Origin of the sequence: Allobosea sp. (assembly GCF_035999205.1) — a bacterium.
Taxonomy (GTDB): Bacteria; Pseudomonadota; Alphaproteobacteria; order Rhizobiales; family Beijerinckiaceae; genus Allobosea.
Genome location: NZ_DASYHA010000026.1, coordinates 430,876 through 454,169 on the forward strand (window position 1 = coordinate 430,876; position 23,294 = coordinate 454,169).

Annotated in this window: 19 protein-coding genes; 17 read left to right on the forward strand and 2 right to left on the reverse strand. The window is 66.9% G+C overall.

The features are described from left to right. Nucleotides 1-2: 2 nt before the first annotated feature. From ftsL to murD, 6 genes are all read left to right on the forward strand, one after another. On the forward strand, nucleotides 3-398 hold the full coding sequence (gene ftsL, locus VGN82_RS23985; protein ID WP_327529590.1) for a cell division protein FtsL: 396 nt from the start codon (nucleotides 3-5) through the stop codon (nucleotides 396-398). Continuing rightward, nucleotides 395-2,185, forward strand: a complete 1,791-nt coding sequence (locus VGN82_RS23990; protein ID WP_327529591.1) for a peptidoglycan D,D-transpeptidase FtsI family protein — start codon at nucleotides 395-397, stop codon at nucleotides 2,183-2,185. Before ftsL ends, VGN82_RS23990 begins: the two co-directional genes overlap by 4 nt. 189 nt (nucleotides 2,186-2,374) lie before the next feature. Further along, complete coding sequence (locus tag VGN82_RS23995; protein WP_327529592.1) at nucleotides 2,375-3,832, forward strand: UDP-N-acetylmuramoyl-L-alanyl-D-glutamate--2,6-diaminopimelate ligase; 1,458 nt, start codon at nucleotides 2,375-2,377, stop codon at nucleotides 3,830-3,832. Then, nucleotides 3,829-5,250 (forward strand): UDP-N-acetylmuramoylalanyl-D-glutamyl-2,6-diaminopimelate--D-alanyl-D-alanine ligase, encoded by a 1,422-nt coding sequence (locus tag VGN82_RS24000; protein ID WP_327529593.1) that lies wholly within the window; start codon nucleotides 3,829-3,831, stop codon nucleotides 5,248-5,250. The genes VGN82_RS23995 and VGN82_RS24000 overlap by 4 nt, the downstream gene beginning before the upstream one ends. Nucleotides 5,251-5,373: 123 nt before the next feature. Further along, nucleotides 5,374-6,456, forward strand: coding sequence for a phospho-N-acetylmuramoyl-pentapeptide-transferase (gene mraY, locus VGN82_RS24005; RefSeq protein WP_327529594.1), 1,083 nt, complete (start codon nucleotides 5,374-5,376; stop codon nucleotides 6,454-6,456). A gap of 2 nt (nucleotides 6,457-6,458) precedes the next feature. After that, nucleotides 6,459-7,889, forward strand: coding sequence for a UDP-N-acetylmuramoyl-L-alanine--D-glutamate ligase (gene murD / locus VGN82_RS24010; RefSeq protein WP_327529595.1), 1,431 nt, complete (start codon nucleotides 6,459-6,461; stop codon nucleotides 7,887-7,889). A gap of 102 nt (nucleotides 7,890-7,991) precedes the next feature. On the opposite strand, the gene VGN82_RS24015 is transcribed toward murD, so the two are convergent. Together VGN82_RS24015 and VGN82_RS24020 are read right to left on the reverse strand one after the other, a co-directional pair. Beyond that, nucleotides 7,992-9,020: an FkbM family methyltransferase gene (locus VGN82_RS24015; RefSeq protein ID WP_327529596.1), complete on the reverse strand. Its 1,029-nt coding sequence runs from the start codon at nucleotides 9,018-9,020 to the stop codon at nucleotides 7,992-7,994. 123 nt (nucleotides 9,021-9,143) lie between these two features. Further along, nucleotides 9,144-9,668 carry an FkbM family methyltransferase gene (locus tag VGN82_RS24020; RefSeq protein WP_327529597.1) on the reverse strand — a complete coding sequence of 175 codons (525 nt, stop codon included), beginning with the start codon at nucleotides 9,666-9,668 and terminating at the stop codon, nucleotides 9,144-9,146. Between the two features lie 142 nt (nucleotides 9,669-9,810). Here VGN82_RS24020 and VGN82_RS24025 point away from each other — a divergent pair, with 142 nt between their 5' ends. The 11 genes from VGN82_RS24025 (at nucleotide 9,811) to VGN82_RS24075 (ending at nucleotide 23,269) form a co-directional block, all read left to right on the forward strand. Then, nucleotides 9,811-10,995, forward strand: a complete 1,185-nt coding sequence (locus tag VGN82_RS24025; protein ID WP_327529598.1) for a MalY/PatB family protein — start codon at nucleotides 9,811-9,813, stop codon at nucleotides 10,993-10,995. A gap of 100 nt (nucleotides 10,996-11,095) precedes the next feature. Continuing rightward, nucleotides 11,096-12,229, forward strand: coding sequence for an FtsW/RodA/SpoVE family cell cycle protein (locus VGN82_RS24030; RefSeq protein ID WP_327529599.1), 1,134 nt, complete (start codon nucleotides 11,096-11,098; stop codon nucleotides 12,227-12,229). 4 nt (nucleotides 12,230-12,233) lie between these two features. Beyond that, nucleotides 12,234-13,328 (forward strand): undecaprenyldiphospho-muramoylpentapeptide beta-N-acetylglucosaminyltransferase, encoded by a 1,095-nt coding sequence (gene murG, locus VGN82_RS24035; protein ID WP_327529600.1) that lies wholly within the window; start codon nucleotides 12,234-12,236, stop codon nucleotides 13,326-13,328. 87 nt (nucleotides 13,329-13,415) lie between these two features. Further along, nucleotides 13,416-14,822 carry a UDP-N-acetylmuramate--L-alanine ligase gene (murC, locus tag VGN82_RS24040; RefSeq protein WP_327529601.1) on the forward strand — a complete coding sequence of 469 codons (1,407 nt, stop codon included), beginning with the start codon at nucleotides 13,416-13,418 and terminating at the stop codon, nucleotides 14,820-14,822. Between the two features lie 53 nt (nucleotides 14,823-14,875). Then, entirely contained in the window at nucleotides 14,876-15,802 is a 927-nt protein-coding gene (gene murB / locus VGN82_RS24045) for a UDP-N-acetylmuramate dehydrogenase (RefSeq protein WP_327529602.1), read from the forward strand. A 110-nt stretch (nucleotides 15,803-15,912) separates the two neighbouring features. Continuing rightward, on the forward strand, nucleotides 15,913-16,827 hold the full coding sequence (locus tag VGN82_RS24050; protein WP_327529603.1) for a D-alanine--D-alanine ligase: 915 nt from the start codon (nucleotides 15,913-15,915) through the stop codon (nucleotides 16,825-16,827). Further along, entirely contained in the window at nucleotides 16,794-17,759 is a 966-nt protein-coding gene (locus VGN82_RS24055) for a cell division protein FtsQ/DivIB (RefSeq protein WP_414644377.1), read from the forward strand. Before VGN82_RS24050 ends, VGN82_RS24055 begins: the two co-directional genes overlap by 34 nt. Nucleotides 17,760-17,791: 32 nt before the next feature. Continuing rightward, a complete protein-coding gene (gene ftsA, locus VGN82_RS24060; RefSeq protein ID WP_327529942.1) occupies nucleotides 17,792-19,084 on the forward strand; it encodes a cell division protein FtsA in 1,293 nt (430 codons plus the stop codon). A 140-nt stretch (nucleotides 19,085-19,224) separates the two neighbouring features. After that, nucleotides 19,225-20,919: a cell division protein FtsZ gene (ftsZ, locus tag VGN82_RS24065; protein WP_327529605.1), complete on the forward strand. Its 1,695-nt coding sequence runs from the start codon at nucleotides 19,225-19,227 to the stop codon at nucleotides 20,917-20,919. A 311-nt stretch (nucleotides 20,920-21,230) separates the two neighbouring features. After that, a complete protein-coding gene (gene lpxC / locus VGN82_RS24070) occupies nucleotides 21,231-22,178 on the forward strand; it encodes a UDP-3-O-acyl-N-acetylglucosamine deacetylase (protein WP_327529606.1) in 948 nt (315 codons plus the stop codon). Between the two features lie 212 nt (nucleotides 22,179-22,390). Continuing rightward, nucleotides 22,391-23,269 (forward strand): outer membrane protein assembly factor BamD, encoded by an 879-nt coding sequence (locus tag VGN82_RS24075; RefSeq protein WP_327529943.1) that lies wholly within the window; start codon nucleotides 22,391-22,393, stop codon nucleotides 23,267-23,269. Nucleotides 23,270-23,294: the final 25 nt, after the last annotated feature.

Sequence of the window (23,294 nt, forward strand, 5' to 3'; positions counted from 1 at the left end):
GCGTGATCAAGCTGCTCCATGTCATCGCCATCGGTGCGCTCGTCTCCTCGGCGCTCTACGCCTACACGATCAAGTACGAGACCACGCTCGAGGCCGAGCAGCTCCAGAAGATCAGGAAGAAGGCCCAGCGCGAGCGCGACGCCATCGCCGTGCTGAAGGCGGAGTGGCAATACCTCAACCGGCCCGATCGCCTGCAGGCGCTGGCCGACCGCCATCTCGATCTCCAGCCCTTCTCGGTGTCGCAGGTGGTGCGGATCGCCGACATCCCCAATCGCGGGCCGAAGGTCGATGCGATCGGCCGCAAGCTCGAAGATCTGGGCCTCGGCATTCCGACCGAGACCCCCAAGGATCCCAAGGATCGCAAGGCGAGCGCGACCACGCCGGGAGGCCGTCCATGAAGCCGTCGATGAACGAGGCCCAGGCACAAGCGGCAGCGGCGCAGGACAGCGCAGCCGAAGGCGAGGCCGCCCCGCGGGCCCGCCGCTTCGCCATGCTGCGCGACGTCTTCCGCATGAGCGGCGAGAAGAGCCAGCCGCGCGTCGGCCTGGTGATCCTCGGCTTTTCGGCGCTCTTCCTCGCCATCACCGGCCGTCTGGTCATGCTGGCGACGCTCCCGACGGAACAGGTCGGCCTGCGCCGGGCGACGTCAAACGCGATCTCGGCCGCGAGGCCCGACATCGTCGACCGCCATGGCAACGTGCTCGCCACCGATATCCGCACGGTCTCGGTCTTCGCCGAGCCGCGCAACATCCTCGACAAGGACGAGGCGACGGAGCTGCTCACGGCCGTCCTGCCGGACCTCGACGCCAAGGAGCTGCGCGACAAGCTCGGCACAAAGAAGGGTTTCGTCTGGGTCAAGCGCGAGATCACCCCACGCCAGCAGGCCGAAGTTCACCGGCTCGGCATCCCGGGCGTCGGCTTCGTGCCCGAGAACAAGCGCGTCTATCCGAACGGCACGGCTGCCGCCCATGTCCTCGGCTTCGCCAACGTCGACAATGTCGGCATCGCCGGCATCGAGAAATACATCGACTCGCAAGGCCTGCAGGACCTGAACGGCGCCGGCCTCGCGACCCAGGCTTCGGATCTCAAGCCGATGACGCTGTCGATCGACCTGCGCGTCCAGCATGCGCTACGCGACGAGCTGGCCAAGGGCATCGAGAAATACAAGGCGATCGCGGCGGCAGGCGCGATCATGGACGTCAACACCGGAGAGATGATCGCGCTGGTCTCGCTGCCCGATTTCGATCCCGGCAATCCCGTCGACGCGCTCGAGAAGGACCGCATCAACCGGATGAATGTCGGCGTCTACGAGATGGGCTCGACCTTCAAGGCGCTGACCATCGCGATGGCGCTGGACGCCGGCAAGGCCAACATCAATTCGAGCTATTCGACGGCCGGCGGCATGATGCGCTTCGGCCGGCAGGTCATCAAGGAATACCATGGCACCGGCCGCACCCTGACCGTGCCCGAGGTCTTCCTGCACTCGTCGAACATGGGTTCGATCAAGATGGCGCTGTCGGTCGGCGTCGAGGGCCACAAAGCCTTCCTGCGCAAGATGATGCAGCTCGACCGGATGACGACCGAGCTGCCGGAAAGCGCGGCCCCGATCGTTCCGCAGCGCTGGGGCGAGATCAACACCGCGACCATCGCCTTCGGCCATGGTCTCGCCGTGGCGCCGCTTCAGGCGATGGCGGCCGTGGGCGCGCTGGTCAATGGCGGCACGCTGATCACGCCGACTTTCCTGAAGCGCTCGGAGGAAGAGGCGAAGCGCCTGGGCATCCGCGTGATCAAGCCCGAGACCTCGGAGGCAATGCGCTTCATCATGCGGCTGAACGGCGAGAAGGGCTCGGCCCGCAAGGCCGACATCGCGGGCTACTTCGTCGGCGGCAAGACCGGCACGGCCGAGAAGGTCATCAACGGGCGCTACGCCAAGAACAAGAACTTCACGACGTTCACGGCGATCGCGCCGTCAGACAAGCCGAAATACCTATTCCTCGCCATCTATGACGAACCCAAGGGCTATGCCGAGAGCGGCGGCTACTCGACCGCGGCCTGGAACGCCGGCATCACCACCGGCAAGGTGATCGAGCGCACGGCGCCGATCCTGGGCCTGCCGCCGCGCTTCGAGCCGCCGGTGGCGCCGTTCCCGCTGATGGCGCGGCTGGGGGCCTGGGGGACGCGTTGAGGATTGCCGGGCGCCGCATGAAGGACACAAGCGGCCGCCATTCCGTACAACCCGCATCAGCGCATCCGATCCGGATCCCGTCATAGGAGGCCATGGCGCTTTATGATGGATTCCGGCCCTTCGCTTCGCTACGCCCGGACTGACGGCGTCTTGGTGAATTGAGGACGAGCTTTTGACCCTGGTTTCTGCATGAGCACGCGCCCCCTGACGCTCGACCTGCTCTTCCCCGGCCTGTTCGCACCCGTGGCGGCCCGCCCGATCACCGGCGTGTCCTTCGACAGCCGCAAGGTCCAGCCTGGCGAGGTCTTCGTCGCGCTTGCCGGCGCCAAGGCGGATGGCGCTCGCTTCATCGCAGATGCCGTCGCCAAGGGTGCGGTCGCCGTGGTTTCCGGACAGGCGCGCCCGGCCGACCTTGCCGCGAACGTCGCCTTCGCTCAGGTCGCGGATCCGCGGCTTGCCCTGTCGCGGGCGGCGGCCGAGGTTCATCCGCGCCAGCCCGGCACGATCGTGGCCGTCACAGGCACCAGCGGCAAATCCTCCGTAGCCGACTTCACCCGCCAGATTTTCCAGACTCTCGGGCATGAGGCGGCAAGCCTCGGCACGATCGGCGTCGTGACCGCGAAGGGGGCCGATTACGGTTCGCTGACGACACCGGACCCGCTGTCGCTGCATGCCTCGCTCGACAGGCTGGCCCGGGAGGGCGTCACGCATCTCGCCATGGAGGCTTCGTCCCATGGCCTCGACCAGCGCCGACTCGACGGCGTCAGGCTGAAGGCGGGAGCCTTCCTCAATCTCGGCCGCGACCATCTCGACTATCACCCGACGGTCGCCGACTATCTCGCCGCCAAGATGCGGCTCTGGGAGTTGCTGCCCAAGGGCGCTCCCGTGGTGATCAACCGCGACGAGCCGTTTGCGGAGGAAGCCGCGCAGGCGGCGACAGCCGCCGGCCATCCGCTGATCGGCATCGGCCGCAAGGGCGAGACGATCCGCCTGATCGAGCGCACGAGGGAAGGCTTCTCCCAGCGCCTCACCGTGGCTCTGGATGGGCGAGAACTCGTCGTTTCGCTGCCGCTGATCGGGGATTTCATGGCCGGCAATGCGCTGGTCGCCGCGGCCCTCGCCATGGCGACGGGCGAGGACGCGGAGGCCGCGCTGCGGGCAATCTCGGGGCTGACCGGCGTGGCGGGGCGGCTGGAGCGCGTCGGCGAGGCCCAGGGGGGGCTCGTCGTGGTCGACTATGCCCACAAGCCTGATGCGCTGGCCGCCGTGCTCTCGACCTTGCGTGGCTATGCGTCCGGGCGCTTGATCTGCGTCTTCGGCTGCGGCGGCGATCGCGACACCGGCAAGCGCCCGCTGATGGGCGCCATCGCGGCCGAGAAGGCCGATATCGCCATCGTGACCGACGACAATCCGCGCAGCGAGGACCCCGCCGCGATCCGGGCGCAGGTGATGGCGGCATCGCCGCGCCTGCGCGAGATCGGTGACCGTGCCGAGGCGATCAAGGCAGCGGTGCGCATGCTCGGTGCCGGGGATGTTTTGGTCGTGGCCGGAAAGGGCCATGAAACCGGCCAGATCATCGGCGACCGAACCTATCCCTTTTCCGACCAAGACGTGGTGCGGACGGCAATTGCGGAGATCGCAGGATGAGCGCCCCTCTCTGGAGCGGAGACCAACTGATCGCTGCGCTCGGCGCGCGGGCTGAAGGGGCAGTCCCCGCGGCTGTGACGGGCATCTCGATCGACACGCGCACCTTGGAGCCGGGCGACGCCTTCTTCGCGATCACCGGAGAGGCCCGCAACGGGCATGACTTCGTCGCCGCTGCGCTGGAGAAAGGGGCTGCTCTCGCGGTCGTCGACGAGGCGCATGCGGCGCAGTTCGCCGGCAAGGGCGCGCTCGCGATCGTGCCCGACGTTCTCAAGGCGATGGAGCGGGCCGGCAGCGCACGCCGCGCCGAACTGAAGGCCGGCATCGTCGCCGTCACCGGCTCTGTCGGCAAGACCGGGACCAAGGACGCGCTGCGGCTCGTCCTGTCGCGCCAGGGCAAGACGCATGCGCCGGTCGCCTCCTACAACAACCACTGGGGCGTGCCGCTGACGCTCTGCCGCACCCCCGCCGACGTGGATTATGCGGTCTATGAGATCGGGATGAACCATCCCGGCGAGATCCTGCCGTTGGCGAAGCTGGTTCGCCCGCAGGTCTCGATCATCACGACGATCCAGCCGGTCCATCTCGCGGCCTTCGAATCGCTGGAAGGCATCGCGGAAGAGAAGGCCGGCGTGTTCTGGGAGCTCGAGCCGGGCGGCACCGCGATCGTCAACGCCGACATCCCGCAGGCCGAACTGCTCGAGCGGATCGCCAAGGCGGGCCCGGCCGGCCAAGTGATCCGCTTCGGCGAAAGCGCGGACGCGGATGTCCGGCTCATCTCATGTGCCCTCAAATCCGACGTCTCGACGGTCGAAGCGCTCGTGATGGGACAGCCCGTGACCTATCGGCTGGGCAGCCCGGGCAAGCACATCGTGCTGAACTCGCTCGCCGTGCTCGCCGCCGTCAAGGCGTTGGGCGCCGACCTCGCCCTGGCCGCACTGGCGCTCGGCGATCTGCGGCCGCCGGCCGGGCGCGGCGCACAGCAGAAGCTGGAAGGGCCGGGAGGGCCCTTCACGCTGATCGATGAGAGCTACAACGGCAACCCGGCCTCGATGCGCGCCGCGATCGAGAATCTTGGCCGCATCCCGATCGCCGGGCGCGGTCGCAGGATCGCCGTGCTAGGCGACATGCTGGAACTCGGGCCGTCGGGTGGCGCCTTGCACAAGGGGTTGGGCGAAGCGATCCTGACCAACCACGTCGATGCCGTCTTCGCCTGCGGGCCACTGATGCGCGAACTCTATGACAGCTTGCCTTCGACCCTCAGAGGGGCTTATGCCGCGCAGGCGAGCGGGCTCGAGCCCCTCGTGCTCGATGCGATCCGCGGCGGCGACGTCGTCATGGTCAAGGGCTCGCTGGGGACGCGCATGGGGCCGATCGTCAAGGCGGTCGTGGCGCGCTTTCCAGCTCTGACGGCCGAATAGTCCGGCATTCTGTGACCCGGCGGGGTCGAGGAACGCTGTACCTGTTGCTTTGTCGCGTTTTCGTCACGCGAAACGGTGCCCACTTCGCTCGAAGGCGCACGAGAACAAGAGACCGAAAATCAGATGCTCGTCTGGCTCGCCGACTTTTCCAGCACGTTCCCGATCCTGAACGTCTTCCGGTACATCACCTTCCGGGCCGGCGGCGCCACTGCGACGGCCCTCCTGGTCGTCTTTTTCTTCGGTCCGGCGGCAATCTCGTGGCTGCGGATCAAGCAGGGCAAGGGCCAGCCCATCCGCACCGACGGACCGCAGACGCATCTCGCCAAGCGCGGTACGCCGACCATGGGCGGGCTGATGATCCTCGGCGGCCTGCTCGTGGCAACGCTGCTCTGGGGCAATCTGCGCAACCCTTATGTCTGGATCGTGCTCGGCGTCACCGTGAGCTATGGCGCGATCGGCTTCTACGACGACTTCCTGAAGGTCACGAAGCAGTCCCACAAGGGCTTCTCCGGCAAGGCGCGCCTCGGGCTGGAGATGGTGATCGCGCTGATCGCCTGCTGGTTCGTGATGCAGCTCGGTCCGCCGGCGATCGCATCGGGCTTTGCGATGCCGTTCCTGAAGGAACTGGTCATTCCGCTCGGGATCCTGTTCCCGCTGGTCACGGCCTTCGTCGTCGTCGGCGCCGGCAATGCGGTCAACCTGACCGACGGGCTCGACGGGCTCGCGATCGTGCCGGTGATGATCGCGGCCGCCACCTTCGGCTTCATCTCCTACCTGACCGGTAATGCGATCTTCGCCAACTACCTCCAGATCCACCATGTGCCCGGTGCGGGCGAGCTCGCGGTGGTGTGCGGTGCGGTCATCGGCGCCGGCATCGGCTTCCTCTGGTTCAATGCGCCGCCGGCCCAGATCTTCATGGGCGACACGGGTTCGCTCGGCCTCGGCGGCCTGCTCGGCGTCATCGCCGTCGCGACCAAGCATGAGATCGTCCTGGCCATCGTCGGCGGCCTGTTCGTGATCGAGGCGCTCTCGGTCATCATCCAGGTCTTCGTCTACAAGCGGACCGGCAAGCGCGTCTTCCTGATGGCGCCGATCCACCACCATTTCGAGAAGCTGGGCTGGACCGAGCCGCAGGTCGTGATCCGCTTCTGGATCATCTCCGTCGTGCTCGCGCTGATCGGTCTCTCGACGCTGAAGCTGCGCTGACCATGACGCCAGTCACCGCTTTTTCAGGGCGCAAGGTTGCGCTGTTCGGGCTCGGCGGGTCGGGCCTCGTCACGGCCCGCGCGCTCGCAGCCGGAGGTGCAGAGGTCTCCGCATGGGATGACAGCCCGGCCAGCCGTGACAAGGCCGCCGCCGAAGGCATCGCGGTCGTCGACCTGGCGTCGGTCGACTGGGCAGCATTTCACAGCCTCATCCTGGCGCCGGGCGTGCCGCTGACCCATCCGGTCCCGCACTGGACCGTCGACAAGGCGCGCGCGGCCGGCATCGAGGTCATCGGCGACGTCGAGCTGTTCTTCCGCGAGCGCGGCAAGATCGCGCCGGGCGCGCCAGTGGTCTGCATCACCGGCACGAACGGCAAGTCGACGACGACGGCGCTGATCGCCCATGTCCTGCGCTCGGCCGGGCGCGACGTGCAGATGGGCGGCAATATCGGCACGGCGGTTCTGGCACTGGAGCCGCCGGCCGAGGGACGCGTCCATGTCGTTGAATGTTCGAGCTACCAGATCGACCTCGCGCTCTCGATGGCGCCGACAATCGGCATCCAGATGAACCTGACGCCGGATCATCTCGACCGGCATGGCAGCTTCGAAAACTACGGCGCGATCAAGGAGCGGCTCGTCGCCGGCTCCGACATCGCGATCGTCGGCGTCGACGACGAGCCGTCCAAGCAGATGGCGCGGCGGCGTGCCGCCTCGGGGCTCCCGTTGGTGAGGATCAGCGGCGAGCAGCCGCTCGACGACGGCGTCTTCGCCGGCGTCACCGCAAATGGGGGAGCGCTGGAAACGCGGATTGTCCAGGTGCTCGACGGCAAGCCGCGCATCGTCGCGAATCTTGCGGGGATCGGTAGCCTGCGCGGCTCGCACAATGCCCAGAACGCGGCTGCTGCCTTTGCGGCCTGCTTCGCGCTCGGGCTGTCGGCGGACGAGATCGCGGCGGGCTTCAAGAGCTATCCCGGCCTCGCGCATCGCATGGAGGAGATCGGCCGCATCGGCCAGGTCGTCTTCATCAACGATTCCAAGGCGACGAACGCCGATTCAACCGAGAAGGCGCTGACCTCCTTCCGCGACATCTTCTGGATACTCGGCGGCAAGGCCAAGGATGGCGGTATCGAGTCCCTGCGCCGGTATTTCCCGAACATCGCCAAGGCCTATCTGATCGGCGCGGCCAGCGACCTCTTTGCGGCGACCTTCGACGATGACGGCCGTGTCACCTATGAGCGCAGCGGCACGCTCGACGCTGCGGTTGCACATGCGACACGCGATGCACAGGCGCATGGCGGTTCGGGTGAGATCGCGGTGCTGCTCTCGCCGGCCTGCGCCTCCTTCGACCAATTCCCGAATTTCGAGGTGCGTGGTGACGCCTTCCGGGCGCTGGTGAAGGCGCTGCCGGGGTTCGAGCCGTTCGGCGTCAAATGACGGTGTGATCGGCGGCCATTCGTCTCCCGTCTTCGAATGGCTCCCAGGGATTCGATACCGTCTCGCTCTCCGAAGTCCGAATGCTCCTGGCGAGGTGACGCCCTAGCGTCGCATGGGGTCGCCCTTTTCGGCGATGAGGTCGATCCATGCGTCCGCCTCGATCATCGCCTGGACCGTCTCGCGCTTGAACGGGACTTTGCGCGTGACTTGGTCGGTATCGCGCAAGCCGAAGAGCGTGAGGCCAGCGGCTTCGAGCTCGTCCAGAAAAGCAAAAGCGTCCTGCCCCATATTGAGATACCGTCGCGGTGCGAATTCGATGATGAGTGCGATCCGTTCGGCGGCCGCGACGGTGCGCTTCATCCCCTGCCAAGCATGGTATTCGTACCCCTCGATATCCATCTTGATGATCGTCGGCACGAGGCGCCGACCGTACTGAGCGCTGATCTCCTCCAGAATGTCGTCGAGCGGGCGAACCGTGACGATGTCCGCGGCGCGGCTGCCGTCACCAAAGCTCGGCACCATGGAAGCGGAGCCCGACAGCAAGTCACAATGGCCCAACAGGCCATCGGCTTCGGTCGCGCCGATAGCCGCGTCGCTCACATGGCAGATCCGCTGGAAGCCGTTGGCGATCACGCTCTCCTGGATGAAGGGCAGAAGCGCCTTTTGCGGCTCGAACGCCACGACGAAACCGTTTGGCTTGACGAGCTCGGCCGCGAGGATCGTGAAATATCCGACATTGGCCCCGATATCGATGAAGACGTCTCCGGGCTCCAGAACATGGGCGATGTATCCGGAGTTGTCGGGCTCCCATGCTCCAGTCGTCATGATCGAAGGCCCGACATCCAGGGTATCGCCCGGAAGGACGATGGTGTTGCCGGTCCAGAGGCGTGACAGCACGCGGCCGCGGCCGAGATAGACGCCTGTGAGCCCATGAGGCGTTGGCGGCGCAGTGCGAATGACCTTCCTGGGTTCCGAAGGTGGCTTGGCGCCCATTCGAGCGCGACGAGACAACCACTTTCCAAGAACCACCGAACGCCCCCCGACTTGAATGCCTGCGCCCTTGCCGCGGCTTTCTCGACCGCTTCGGCCAAGTGCCGTCGACAAGCGGATTAACACGAATTTTCGGACCATCCATGTTTGCCAGCCGAGTGCGCAGCATGAGCTCCAGCAGATCCATGCCGGCGGCAGCGGAGCTCCGCGTCGAGCCAGTCACGGGAACCCGCCGCGTCGCTGCTCGCGACCAGATGGCTCCGGCTATGGCCAAACGTATGGGGAGCCCTTCTCGGCTACGATATCAACGCCGCCGTCGGTTTCGATCATCGGCTGAACCGTGTCGCGCTTGAACGGCAGCTTGCGGATGCCCTTTTTGCTCGGGTGAAGGGTGCTGAGGGAAAACCCGGCCGCCTCCAGCTCGTCAAGGAAGTCCAGCGGATCCAGGCCCTGCCGGAGATAGCGCCTCGGTGCGAACTCGATCAGGAGCGCGAGGGGCTCAGCCGCATCGACCGTCCGCTTCATGCCCCGCCACGCATGGTATTCGTAGCCCTCGATGTCGAGCTTGATGACTTTCGGCACGATCTGTCGGCCGTGTTGGGCGCCGATCTTCTGAAGGGCGACGTCCAGCGGCCGTCTGAAAGCCACAGCTTGCCCACCCAAGTCCCACCCGGCGTGAGCGGCAGTCGCTCGACGCAGGGTTTGGCGAATGCCGACGCTGCCGCAGGTTCTGAGCCGCCGGCCCGCGCGTATCAGCCAGCGCGGAACCCAGAAGCCTCTGCGGGGCATGGCTTCGGCCGGGGGCGCGATCGGCCGCGCCGGCTTTGGAGCATGGCGGCCATTCGCGCTCGAACTGGCCCAAGCGCGTCAAATGCGACATGGCTGCAGGGCGACCGGCTGGCTCGGTACGCCTACCGAGTGAGGATCGACGATGACCATCGCCCCGAATTTCGACGAGCAGATTGAGCGTCGCGGCACCCATTCGGCCAAATGGGACATGATGGAATCGATCTATGGCGTTCCGGCTTCCAGCGGCATCGCGATGTGGGTGGCGGACATGGACTTCCGGCCGCCCGCCTGCGTGCAGGCCGCGCTCGAAGGCATGGCGGCACATGGCCTCTACGGCTATTTCGGCGATGCCCGGGCCAATCACGACGCTATTCGCTGGTGGATGAAGAACCGCCATGGCTGGGACGTCGAGTCGGAGGCGATCTTCACCACGAACGGGCTGGTCAACGGCACGGCGCTTTGCGTCGACGCCTATACCAAGCCCGGCGACGGCGTCGTCCTGATGACGCCGGTCTATCATGCGTTTGCCCGTGTGATCGCGGCGGCCGGCCGGCGCGTGGTCGAGTGCCCGCTGGCGATCGAGGATGGCCGCTATGTTCTCGACATCGCCGGCTGGGACGCGCGGATGACGGGCAGCGAGCGGATGCTAGTGCTGTGCTCGCCGCATAATCCGGGCGGCCGCGTGTGGACCGGCGACGAACTGCGCGAGATCGCGGCATTCTGCGTCCGGCACGACCTCATCTTGGTCAGCGACGAAATCCACCATGATCTCGTCATGCCAGGCCACAAGCACATCGCCATGCCTTTGGCGGCGCCGGAGATCCAGGACCGGCTGGTCATGATGACCGCCTCCACCAAGACCTTCAACCTTGCCGGCTGCCATGTCGGCAACGTCATCATTGCCGACAAGGCGCTGCGCGCGCCGTTCCAGGCCAGCCTCAATGCCCGGGGCGTCTCGCCCAACGCGTTCGGCATGGTCATGGCGACGGCAGCCTACAGCCCGGAGGGCGCGACCTGGGTCGATGCCCTGGTCAGCTATCTCGATGGCAACCGCCGGCTGTTCGAGGAAAGCCTCGCTACGATTCCGGGCCTTCGCCCGATGGCGCTCGAAGCGACCTACTTGGCCTGGATCGATTTCGCCGGGACCGGCATGGAGGCGGCCGAGTTCACCGCACGGGTGGAGAAGCAGGCGCTGATCGCGGCCAATCACGGGCCGAGTTTCGGCGCCGGCGGCGGTTCCTTCCTGCGCTTCAATCTCGCGACGCCGCGTGCGGTCGTGGCGGAATCCGTTTCGCGTCTGAAGCAGGCCTTCGGCGATCTGCAGTAGCGCTGGCCCGCTTCGGAATCATTCCGTTAACCCTTCATTGACAGAGTGATTCGGATTCGCGGCGCTTCACCTGCGCGCTGCCTGCTCTGGAGCCCCCGTCATGGTTTCGCGCGCCGAACCCTCTCTCAGCGGCCGCTGGTGGTGGTCGATCGACCGCGTCATCCTCAGCGGTCTCGTCGCGCTGATGGTATCCGGCGTCGTGCTACTGATGGCGGGCGGCCCGCCCGTGGCGGAGCGGCTCGGTCTTTCGACCTTCCACTTCGTCAACCGGCAGGCGGCCTATCTCTTCATCGCGATGACGATCTTCATCAGCGTCTCGTTCATGACACCGCGCCAGGTTCGTCGGGCGGCGCTGCTGATCTATGTCGGCTCGCTCGCCATGGTCGTGGCGACGCTTTATCTCGGCGTCGAGGTCAAAGGCGCGCGGCGCTGGCTGACGCTCGGCCCGCTCGGCTCGGTGCAGCCTTCGGAATTCATCAAGCCGGCCTTCGTCGTGCTCGCTGCCTGGGCCTTCTCCGAGGGGGGGCGCCGGCCCGACCTGCCGGGCACCTGGCTTGCCTTCCTGCTGCTGCCGGCGACGATCGCGCCGCTCGTGCTGCAGCCTGACTTCGGCCAGACCATGCTGGTGACGCTCGTTTGGGCCGGCCTTTTCTTCGTCGCCGGCCTGCACTGGTTCTGGGTTCTGGGGCTGGGCGGGGCGGGGGCCGTCGGCATCCTGATCGCCTACCAGCTGGTGCCGCATGTGCGCGCCCGCATCGAGCGCTTCATGGACAAGGGCTCGGGCGACACCTTCCAGATCGATACGGCGCTGGAGAGCTTCGCCCAGGGCGGCTGGCTCGGGAAGGGGCCGGGCGAAGGCACGGTGAAGCGCATCTTGCCTGATGCGCATACCGACTTCATCTTTGCCGTCACGGCCGAGGAGTTTGGCATCGTCGTTTGCATCCTGCTCGTCATGCTGTTCGCGCTGATCGTGCTGCGCTCGCTCAGCGTGGCGCAGAAGGCCGAGGATCCGTTCATCCGCCTTGCCGTCACGGGGCTCGCGCTGTTGTTCGGGATCCAGGCCTCGATCAACATGATGGTGAACCTGCACATGATGCCGGCGAAGGGCATGACGCTGCCCTTCGTCTCCTATGGCGGCTCCTCGCTGATCTCGCTGGCCATTGGCACCGGTTTCCTGTTGGCCCTGACACGCAAGCGGCCGCGAGCCGTCGATTTCGGCCGGTTCAGGAACTGACGCGATGGGGCAGGGCAAGCTCGTCATTCTCGCGGCCGGGGGCACGGGCGGGCACCTGTTTCCCGCCGAGGCGCTGAGCCATGTGCTGCGCGCACAGGGCGTCAGGGTCGTGCTGATGACGGATCCGCGCGGGGCCGAGTTCGCAGGCGACTTTCCGGCGGATGCCGTCATTCCCGTGCCGTCCGCGACACCATCCGGGCGTTCGCTGTCAGGGAAGGCCCGCGGCGTGCTGGATATCGCCAAGGGGGTGCTGGCGGCGCGGCGCGCGGTCAAGGAAGCAAGGCCCGCGCTGGTCGTGGGGTTCGGCGGCTATCCGACGGTTCCGCCGGTGCTTGGCGCGGCGCTGGCCGGCGCCAAGACGATGATCCACGAGCAGAATGCCGTCGCCGGACGGGCGAACCGCTTCCTGTCCCGCTGGGTGGACGCGATCGGGACCGGCTTCTCGCAGGTGGGCGGCCTTTCACCGGCGGCGGAAGCGAAATGCAGGCATGTCGGCAATCCGGTCCGGCCTGCCGTGACCGCTGCGGTCTCGCCCTATGGCCGGCCGGATGCCGGAAGCTTCAATCTGCTGGTGTTCGGCGGCAGCCAGGGCGCCCGCATCATGGCCGACATCGTGCCGCCCGCGATCCAGCTCCTGAGTGCCGAGGAGCGGGCCCGGCTCTTCATCACGCAGCAGGCGCGAACCGAGGATTTCGAACGGGTCAACGGCATCTATGGACAACTCGGCGTCAAATCCGAGATCGCGCCCTTCTTCAAGGACCTGCCGGCACGGATGGCGCAGGCGCACCTCATCGTCGGGCGTTCGGGCGCGTCGACGGTGGCGGAGCTGACGGTCATCGGCCGGCCGTCGATTCTGGTGCCGTTGCCGGGCGCGCTCGATCAGGACCAGGCTGCCAACGCTGCCTTCCTCGAGACGGCCGGGGGAGCGATCCGCATCCTGCAGCCGGAGTTCACGCCGCGCCGGCTTGCAAGCGAACTTTCCGGGCTGCTGAAACAGCCCGAACACTTGACGGTCATGGCGGGGAACGCCAAGAGCGCCGGAATTCCGGATGCCGCCGACCGTCTCGCCCGCCTCGTCATCGACGTGGCCGGCTCCTAGACCATCTTGTTGCCACGCGCTTTCGTCACGCGAGCCGGTGACCACTTGGCTTGCAAACGCTTTAGAGACACCAGGGATCGTTGAACCATGAAGCTGCCGGTCGAACTCGGCTCCATCCATTTCGTCGGCATCGGCGGCATCGGCATGTCGGGCATCGCCGAGGTGCTGCATAATCTCGGCTACAAGGTGCAGGGCTCGGACGCCTCCGACGGAGCCAACGTCAAGCGCCTCGCCGACAAGGGCATCAAGACCTTCGTCGGCCACAAGGCGGAGAATCTCGGCGAAGCCGAGGTCGTCGTCGTCTCGACCGCGATCAAGCGCGACAATCCGGAGCTCGTCGCAGCCCGCGAGAAGCGCCTGCCGGTGGTCCGCCGCGCCGAGATGCTGGCCGAGCTGATGCGGCTCAAGACCGCGGTCGCCGTCGCCGGCACCCATGGCAAGACCACGACGACCTCGCTGGTCGCGACGCTGCTGGAGAAGGGCGGGCTCGACCCGACCGTGATCAATGGCGGCATCATCAACGCCTACGGCACGAATGCGCGCATGGGCGAGAGCGACTGGATGGTGGTCGAGGCCGACGAATCGGACGGCACCTTCCTGAAGCTGCCGGCGGATGTGGCGATCATCACCAACATCGACCCCGAGCATCTCGACCATTTCGGCACCTTCGACGCGATCAAGGCGGCCTTCCGCAGCTTCGTCGAGAACCTGCCCTTCTACGGCTTCGCGGTGATGTGCATCGACCACCCGACGGTGCAGGGGCTGGTCGGGCAGATCACTGACCGGCGCATCATCACCTATGGCGAGAACCCGCAGGCCGATTTCCGGTTGATCGACATCGACCTGTCGGGCGGCCAGGCAAAGTTCACGCTCCTGATCCGCGACCGCAAGCGCGGCCGCGACGAGGTGATTCGCGACCTCATCATGCCGATGCCCGGCCATCACAACGCGCTCAACGCCACGGCGGCCATCGCAGTCGCCTATGATCTCGGCGTGCCCGTCGAGAGCATCCGGGCGGCGCTGGCCGGCTTCGGCGGCGTGAAGCGCCGCTTCACCAAGACCGGTGAGTGGAACGGCGCGCTGATCTTCGACGATTATGGTCATCACCCGGTCGAGATCGCCGCCGTGTTGCGGGCAGCGCGCGCCTCGACCAAGGGCAAGGTCATCGCCGTGGTTCAGCCGCATCGCTACACCCGGCTCTCCAGCCTGTTCGACGATTTCGCCGCCTGCTTCAACGATGCCGACACGGTGATCGTCGCCGACACCTATGCGGCTGGCGAAGCGCCGATCCCGGGTGCCGATCGCGATTCGCTGGTCTCGGGCATCAAGGCGCGCGGCCACCGTCATGCGCTGCCGCTGGAGAGTTCCGACAAGCTTGCGGGAATGGTGGCCGAGGTTGCCGGGCCGGGCGATTACGTCGTTCTGCTCGGCGCCGGCAATATCACGCAGTGGGCCTATGCGCTGCCGGGAGAGCTGGCGGCGCTGAAGGGGTGAGCCTCGCGGATTGATCCTTCTCCCCTCGCGGGAGTTCGGTTAAATCGGTGATCATGACCTTCCCCGACATCACTCCCGCCATCCGCGCGGCCGCGCCCGAGCTTCGCGGCCGCCTGCTCGCCAATGCCGAGCTCGCGCCGTTGACCTGGTTCCGGGTCGGCGGGCCGGCCCAGGCGCTGTTCACTCCGGCGGACGAGGCCGATCTGGCCTATCTCCTGTCGAAGCTGCCCGAAGGCATCACCATCACGGTCGTCGGACTCGGCTCGAACCTGATCGTGCGCGACGGCGGCATTCCCGGCCTCGTGATCCGGCTCGGCGGCAAGGCGTTCGGCGAGATCGCAATCGAGGAGGGCGACCGGCTGCGCGCCGGGACGGCCGTCCCTGACGTCAAGGTGGCGCGGGCCGCCGCGGATGCTTCGCTCGACGGGCTCGCCTTCTTCCGCGGCATTCCCGGCTGCATCGGCGGGGCGCTGCGGATGAATGCCGGCGCCCATGGCGGCGAGACCACCGATGTCCTGGTCGAGGCGCGCGGCGTCACGCGGGCCGGCGAGATCGTCACTCTAAGCCATGCCGATATGGGCTTTGCCTATCGCAGCAGTGCCGAGGCAACGCATGGCATCATCTTCACCTCGGCGCTGTTCCAGGGCCGACCGGGCGACCGGACCGAGATCCAGGCCGAGATGGACCGAGTGACCGCGGCGCGCGAGGCGGCGCAGCCGATCAAGGAGCGCACGGGCGGCTCGACCTTCAAGAACCCGCCCGGCGGCAAGGCCTGGCAGTTGATCGACGCAGCCGGCTGCCGCGGCCTGCGCGTCGGCGGGGCGCAGGTCTCGGAGATGCACTGCAACTTCCTGATCAACACGGGCGGCGCGACGGCGGCCGATGTCGAGGGGCTGGGCGAGGAGGTCCGGCGCCGCGTGAAGGATCACTCCGGCTACGATCTGCATTGGGAGATCAAGCGGATCGGCGTGGCCGCCTGAGCACGGTCCGCCAGTGATGCGTCCCGGCGTACCTGCAATCCGGCGAGGGTTAACGGCCCGTTAACCATGTTCGACCGAGGGTCGCCCGATCAAATCGGTCGGGGACCTCGATGACGAAACACGTCGCAGTGCTGATGGGCGGATGGTCCGTCGAGCGGGAGGTCAGCCTCAGCAGCGGCACGGCCTGCGCAGCGGCGCTGGAAGGCGTGGGCTACCGGGTCACTTGCGTGGATGTCGGCCGGGACATCGCCGAAGTCCTGGCGAAGTTGAAGCCGGACGTCGCCTTCAACGGGCTGCATGGCCGCTTTGGCGAGGACGGTACGATCCAGGGCGTGCTCGAGATCCTGCGTATCCCCTATACCCATTCCGGCGTGTTGGCCTCGGCGCTCGCCATCCGCAAGGACAAGGCCAAGATGGTGGTCCAGGCCGCCGGCGTGCCGGTGGCGCATGGAATCAATGTGTCGCGCTTCGAGGCGGCCAAGAAGCACGTTCTGCCGCCGCCCTATGTGCTCAAGCCGGTCGACGAAGGCTCGTCAGTCGGCGTGGTAATCGTGAAGAAGGGGCGCGAGCATCCGCCCCAGGAAATTGCCCGTCCCGACTGGCCCTGCGGCGAGACGATGCTGGCCGAGACGTTTATTTCCGGGCGGGAACTGACCTGTGCCGTGATGGCGGGCAAGTCGCTCGGCGTGACCGAGATCCGGGCCGCCACGGGGGAGTTCTACGACTACGATGCGAAGTACACAAAAGGTGGTTCGATCCACATCTGCCCGGCTCAAATTTTACCAAAAATTTACCAGCAGATCGAAGAGTGTGCGTTAACGGCGCATCAAGCAATCGGGTGCCGGGGCGTGAGCAGATCCGACTTCCGCTACGACGACGAGACCGACACTCTCGTCTGGCTGGAAGTCAACACACAGCCCGGCATGACCGAGACCAGCCTGGTGCCCGAATTGGCTGCCCACGCGGGCCTTAACTTCGGTGAGCTCGTCAAATGGATGGTGGAGGACGCCTCCCTCGATCGGTGAAGACAGTGGCGGCGGTGGCTGCCTCGCGTCTGCCGGTCCCGGCTCCCGGGCCGCAACTGCTCGTTGGCGAGCGGACCGGACGCTGGCTGCGCCGTTCGCGCCGCAGCGCGGTCGCGGTGCCGCTGGCGCAGCGCCTGCCGCGGCGTCTGGGCACCTGGCTGGCACTGGGCTTCCTCGGCCTCAGCCTCGGCTGCGGCACGGTGCTCGGCGGCCATGTCGAGACGCTTCGCGAGAATTACGGCGAGCCGCACCACATGCTGGCCCGCCTCGTCGGCTTCGGGATCGATCGCGTGACCATTTCGGGCATCGCCGAACTCTCCGAAGTCGAAGTGCTGGTCGCGGCGGGGATCGACGCCAAGACCTCGCTTGCCTTCTTCGATGCCGACCAGGCCCGCAAGCGCCTGGAGGCCGCTCCGCTGATCCGCGAGGCGACCGTTCGGAAACTCTATCCAGGCGAAGTCGCCATCACGCTGGTCGAGCGCGAGCCCTTCGCGCTCTGGCAGGTGAAGGGTGAGCTCTTCGTCATCGCAGCAGACGGGACCGTGATCGACAAGATGGACGACGGACGCTTTGCCCACCTGCCGCTCGTCGTCGGCGCGGACGCCAACAACCGGGCGCGTGAATACGTCGCGCTGCGCGCCGAGGCCGGCGCGATCGCGCCCCATATCCGCGCAGCGACGCTGGTCTCGGGCCGGCGCTGGACGCTCAAGCTCGACAACGGGATGGATGTGCGCCTGCCCGAGACGGAGGCCGCCGCCGCCGTCAAGCGTCTCGCCTCGCTCCAGGCGGATTACCGGATCCTCGACAAGGACCTGCTGGCGATCGATCTGCGCCAGGCGGACCGCGTCGTCATGAGGCTGACGGAGGAGGGGGCTGCCGCCCGCGCCGACCAGCTCAAGAGCAAGACCAAGAAGAAGGGAGGCGAGGCGTGAACCACGTCACCTCCCAGGGCCTGACCCCGCGGATGCGTCCGCTCTCGTCGCGCAAGAGCGCGACGCTGTCGATTCTGGATATCGGCACGAGCAAGGTCGTCTGCCTGATCGCCGAGCTGAACCCGGCCGAGGCCAATGAGCGCCTGCGCGGCCGCACCCATGTCGCGCGCATCATCGGCATCGGGCACCAGCGCTCGCTCGGCCTGAAGGGTGGCGCGATCATCGATCTGGAAAGCGCCGAGCGCGCGATCCGTGCGGCGGTCGACGCCGCCGAGCGGATGGCGAAGGTCGAGGTCCAGTCGGTCATCGTGAACCTCACCGGCGGACGCATTGCCTCGCAGCACTATGCGGCCAGCGTCGATCTCCGTGCCGGCTCGGTTGGCGATGGCGACGTCAAGCGCGTGCTCGCCCATGCCGCGACCCATGCGATCCGCCCCGGCAAGGCCGTGCTCCACGCCCTGCCGACGGGCTATGCGCTCGACGGCGTGCCCGGCGTGCTCGATCCGCGCGGGCTGATCGGCGGCAAGCTCTCGGTCGACATGCATGTCGTCGCGAGCGAGGCCTCGGCCGCACGCAACGTCATGCTGGCAGTGGAACGCTGCCATCTCGAGGTCGAGGCAGTGGTGGCGACGCCCTACGCGTCGGGTCTCTCCGTGCTGGTCGACGACGAGGCCGAAATGGGCGTCGTCGTGGTCGACATGGGCGGAGGCACCACCAGCCTCGGTGTCTTCTCCGGCGGGCACCTGATGCATACGGACGCGATCGCGGTCGGCGGCAACCACATCACCATGGATGTGGCCCGCGGTCTGTCGACCCGGGTTTCGGCGGCCGAGCGCCTGAAGACGCTGCACGGCTCCTGCATTTCCAGCGCTTCCGACGAGCGCGACATGATCTCGGTGCCGCAGGTCGACGACGACGAGCGCGACACGCCGAACCATCTCGCCAAGTCGCATCTGGTCCGGATCATCAAGCCGCGCGTCGAGGAGATCCTCGAACTGGTGCGCGACCGGCTGACCCAGGCCGGGTTCTCCGCCCAGGCCGGGCGCCGGGTCGTGCTGACGGGCGGCGCCTGCCAGCTCACCGGCCTGCCCGAGGTGGCGCGGCGCATCCTCGGCGGCCAGGTCCGCACCGGTCGCCCTCTCGGGATCAAGGGCTTGCCCGAGGCCGGCAAGGGCCCGGCCTTCGCGGCTGCCGTCGGCCTGCTGGTCTATCCGCAGGTGGCGCATGTCGAGCATTTCGAACCCCGCGCCGGCGCGGCCTATTTCGCGACCGGAACGGACGGCTACTTCTCGCGTGTCGGGCGGTGGCTGAAGGAAAGTTTCTGAACAGGGCGCGGAAGCAGAGGCGGCTTTCCGCGGCAGGTTCAAGATCTGTGTGAGTACCGGCCCCCAGGGGCCACGGCGTCGAATGTAGCAATCGGGACGGCTCCCGCCAGGCGCCGGACAAAGGATCAAAAGAGGCAACCATGGCGATGAATCTGCAAGCCCCGGACATCCGGGAACTCAAGCCCCGAATCACGGTGTTCGGTGTCGGTGGCGCGGGCGGCAACGCGGTCAACAACATGATCGAGGCCGGTCTCGACGGCGTGGATTTCGTCGTGGCCAACACGGACGCGCAGGCGCTGGCGCTCAGCCGCGCCTCGCGCATCATCCAGATGGGCCTGCAGGTCACCGAGGGTCTCGGCGCCGGCTCGCAGCCGGAGGTCGGCCGGGCCGCGGCCGAAGAGGTGATCGACGAGATCCGTGACCATCTGGCGGGCGCTCACATGGTCTTCATCACCGCCGGCATGGGCGGCGGCACCGGCACGGGCGCGGCTCCGGCCATCGCCCGCGTCGCCCGCGACATGGGCATCCTGACCGTCGGCGTCGTCACCAAGCCGTTCCAGTTCGAAGGCCATCGCCGCATGCGCATGGCGGAGGCCGGCATCGGCGAACTCAACGAGGCGGTCGACACACTGATCGTCATCCCGAACCAGAACCTCTTCCGCGTCGCCAACGAGACGACCGGCTTCGCCGACGCCTTCGGCATGGCCGACCAGGTGCTCTATTCGGGTGTCGCCTGCATCACCGACCTGATGGTTCGTCCCGGCCTGATCAACCTCGACTTCGCCGACGTGCGCGCCGTGATGCGCGGCATGGGCAAGGCGATGATGGGCACCGGCGAGGCGCAGGGCGAGAAGCGTGCGCTGACCGCAGCTCAGGCGGCGATCAATAACCCGCTGCTCGACGACGTCTCGATGAAGGGCGCGCGCGGCCTGTTGATCTCGATCACCGGCGGGCGCGACATGAAGCTCTACGAGGTCGACGAGGCCGCCACCCGCATCCGCGAGGAGGTCGATTCCGAAGCCAACATCATCGTCGGCGCGACCTTCGACGAATCGCTCGAGGGCGTGGTCCGCGTCTCGGTGGTGGCGACCGGCATCGACAAGCCGATCACCAGCCAGGCCGAGGTCGACGAGACCGAAGCCCGCATCGCCCAGGTTGCCGAACGGCTGAAGGCCGAGGCCCGCCTGCGCACCGCGGCTCCTGCTCGCCAGGCCCCGCCGGTCCCGATGCCGGCGCCCGTCGAGCAGCAGCTCGAGATGCGTGCGCCGGTCCAGATCGAGACCCAGAGCCGCGCCAGCCTGTCGGAAGACATCCGCATCGAGCCCGCCCAGCCGCCGCGTCCGGTGATGACCGCCGCGCCCGAGCCGATGATGATGCCGGCCGAGCACGCACCGATGCTGGAAGACAGCTTCATCCCGCCGATGCCGGAGCGTTCCGTGGTCCGCCCGACGCGCATGCCGCGGATCGAGGATCTGCCGATGCCGGCCCAGAACCAGATCGCTGCGAATCGCGGCGTGCAACCGGCGCCGGCAGCGCCGAGCCCCGTCGACCAGAAGCGGATGTCGCTGATGCAGCGCCTCGCTTCCGTCGGCTTCGGCCGCAAGGATGAGGAGATGCAGGAGCAGCAGCCCGCGCCGGTCCGCCAGGCTCCGGTCGCCCCCGCGATCCCGCAGGCGCCGAGCGCGGCCCATGCCGAATACATGCGCCGCCCGGCCGCTCCGGCTGCCCGTCCGGCGCAGGGCCAGCTCGACCAGCTCGGCCGCACTGCCCCGAATCGCTCCAGCGAGGAGGATCACCTGGAGATCCCGGCGTTCCTGCGCCGGCAGGCGAACTGAGACCGGAGCCTACCTTCACGGTTTTGTAACACTCCCCGGCGCACTCTATGGCGCCGGGGATTTCCTGCATCTGAAAGCCTAACGATTCCAAACGATTGCGCCGGCCTGAGCCAACGCCTCGAAGCTGTAACAGAGCGTAAGAAAGCGTGATTTTGTGAGGCTGCCTCAAAAGCTTATGTTGCAGCTGCACCACGGAATACAGGAGTCGGGCCTCAACCTGCTCCCCGCTTCAGAGGCATCGCCGACGACCCGCCCTTCACTTGTGTGAGCACATGAAACGGCAACGTTCGCGATCAGGATTGGATACCGGAATGAGCTTCGATCGGCAGACCACCCTGCGCGCCCCCGTCACCTTGACCGGAATCGGCGTCCACTCCGGGGCTCCTGCCACGATCTGCCTGAAGCCTTCCAGCGCCAATTCCGGTATCGTCTTCCTCCGCAAGGGCCTCGACGACGGTCCTGCGCAGCTCATTCACGCCAAGCACACCAAGGTGAGCGCGACCGAGCTCTGCACCGTCATCGGTGATCGCGCCTCGGCCTCCGTCGCCACCATCGAGCATCTGATGTCGGCCTGCGCCGGCCTTGGCCTCGACAATGCGCTCGTCGAGATCGACGGCCCGGAAATGCCGATCATGGACGGCAGCGCCGCCGAGTTCGTCGCCGCGATCGAGGCGACGGGCGTCGTCGCCCTGTCGGCCGCACGCCGCTATATCAAGATCCTGCAGCCGGTCCGCGTCGAGAACGGCCGCGCCTTCGCCGAGCTGGTCCCCTCCGAGGCCGGCTTCCGCCTCGATGTCGAGATCGATTTCGACACGACCGTGATCGGCCGCCAGCGCAAGGTCTTCGACCTCGAGCCTTCGGCGTATTCCCGCGAGATTTCGCGCGCCCGCACCTTCGGTTTCATGCGCGACGTCGAGCAGCTCTGGAAGGCCGGCTTCGCGCTCGGCGCCTCGCTCGACAACACCGTGGCGATCGGCGACGACAAGGTGATCAACCCCGAAGGCCTGCGCTATGGCGACGAGTTTGTCCGCCACAAGGTCCTCGACGCGATCGGTGATCTGGCGCTGGCCGGTTATCCGATCCAGGGCGAGTTCCGCTCCTATTGCGGCGGCCATCGCCTGAACGTGCGCATTCTGGAGGCTCTCTTCGCCGACCGCGCCAATTACGCGATCGTCGAGGCCGAGCCGGTCTATGCTGCGCCGCGCGCCGTCCAGATGGCTGCGGCCGCGCCTGCGGCTTTCGCGCCGGATGTCCACTGAGCGAAGCTCGGCTGAGCCGCTCGCGCCTTCCTATCGCCGGGTTTCTGTCGAATAGACGACGTCACCGCCGTGGGCTCGTGCTTTCGGTAGTGGCGCGGTTGCGGCGTCTGAGGTAAGGCATGCATCCCCATGAAGCGGGGACGATGATCAAGAGGACGGACGACGTGAGCGGCATGCGGCTGAACAATCCGACATTCAAGCGCGCCGAATCGATGTGGAAGGGCACTGCCCTGGCCCTCGGGATGGCCTTGATGCTTGGCGGCTGCGACACGGTCTCGGCGCTGAACCCCTTCGACCGGCCGGAGGTGTACAAGCCAGAGGTCACCGAAGTCGTCCCGGCCGACAAGCTCTACAATGAGGGGCTCGCGCGCCTGCAGAACGGCGACAGCGAAGGCGCGGCCAAGAAGTTCGACCAGATCGACAAGGAGGCGCCGTTCTCGCCCTACGCCAAGAAGGGCCTGATCCTCGCCGCCTATACCAACTACCAGGCGTCGAAGTGGGAGGAGACGATCACCGCCTCCAAGCGCTTCATCGCGCAGAACCCGGCAAGCCCGGACGCTGCCTATGCGCAGTATCTGATGGCGATGTCGTATTTCAACCAGATCCCGGATGCGACCCGCGACCAGGAGCGCACCGCGCTCGCCATCGCCGCCTTCGAGGAGCTGATCGCGAAGTACCCCAAGTCGGAATATGTTCTCGACGCCAAGGAGAAGCTCCTGGTGGCGCGCGACCAGCTCGCCGGCAAGGAGATGAATGTCGGGCGCTTCTATCTCGAGAAGCGCAACTACACCGGTGCGGTGAACCGCTTCCGTGACGTCATCATCAAGTACCAGACCACCCGCCATGTCGAGGAGGCGCTGATGCGCCTGACCGAGGCCTATATGGCGATGGGCATCACCAACGAGGCGCAGACTGCGGCGGCTGTGCTCGGGCACAATTTCCCCGAGAGCCCGTGGTACAAGGATGCCTATGCCCTGCTCGAGAGCGGCGGTCTGCAGCCGCGCGAGGATCGCGGTTCCTATATCAGCCGCGCTTTCCAGGGCTTCTCGCGCGCCGTCACCGGAATCGTCGGATTCGGCAGCCGTAGCTGATCTGTTCCTCATGAGGGTCGCTTGC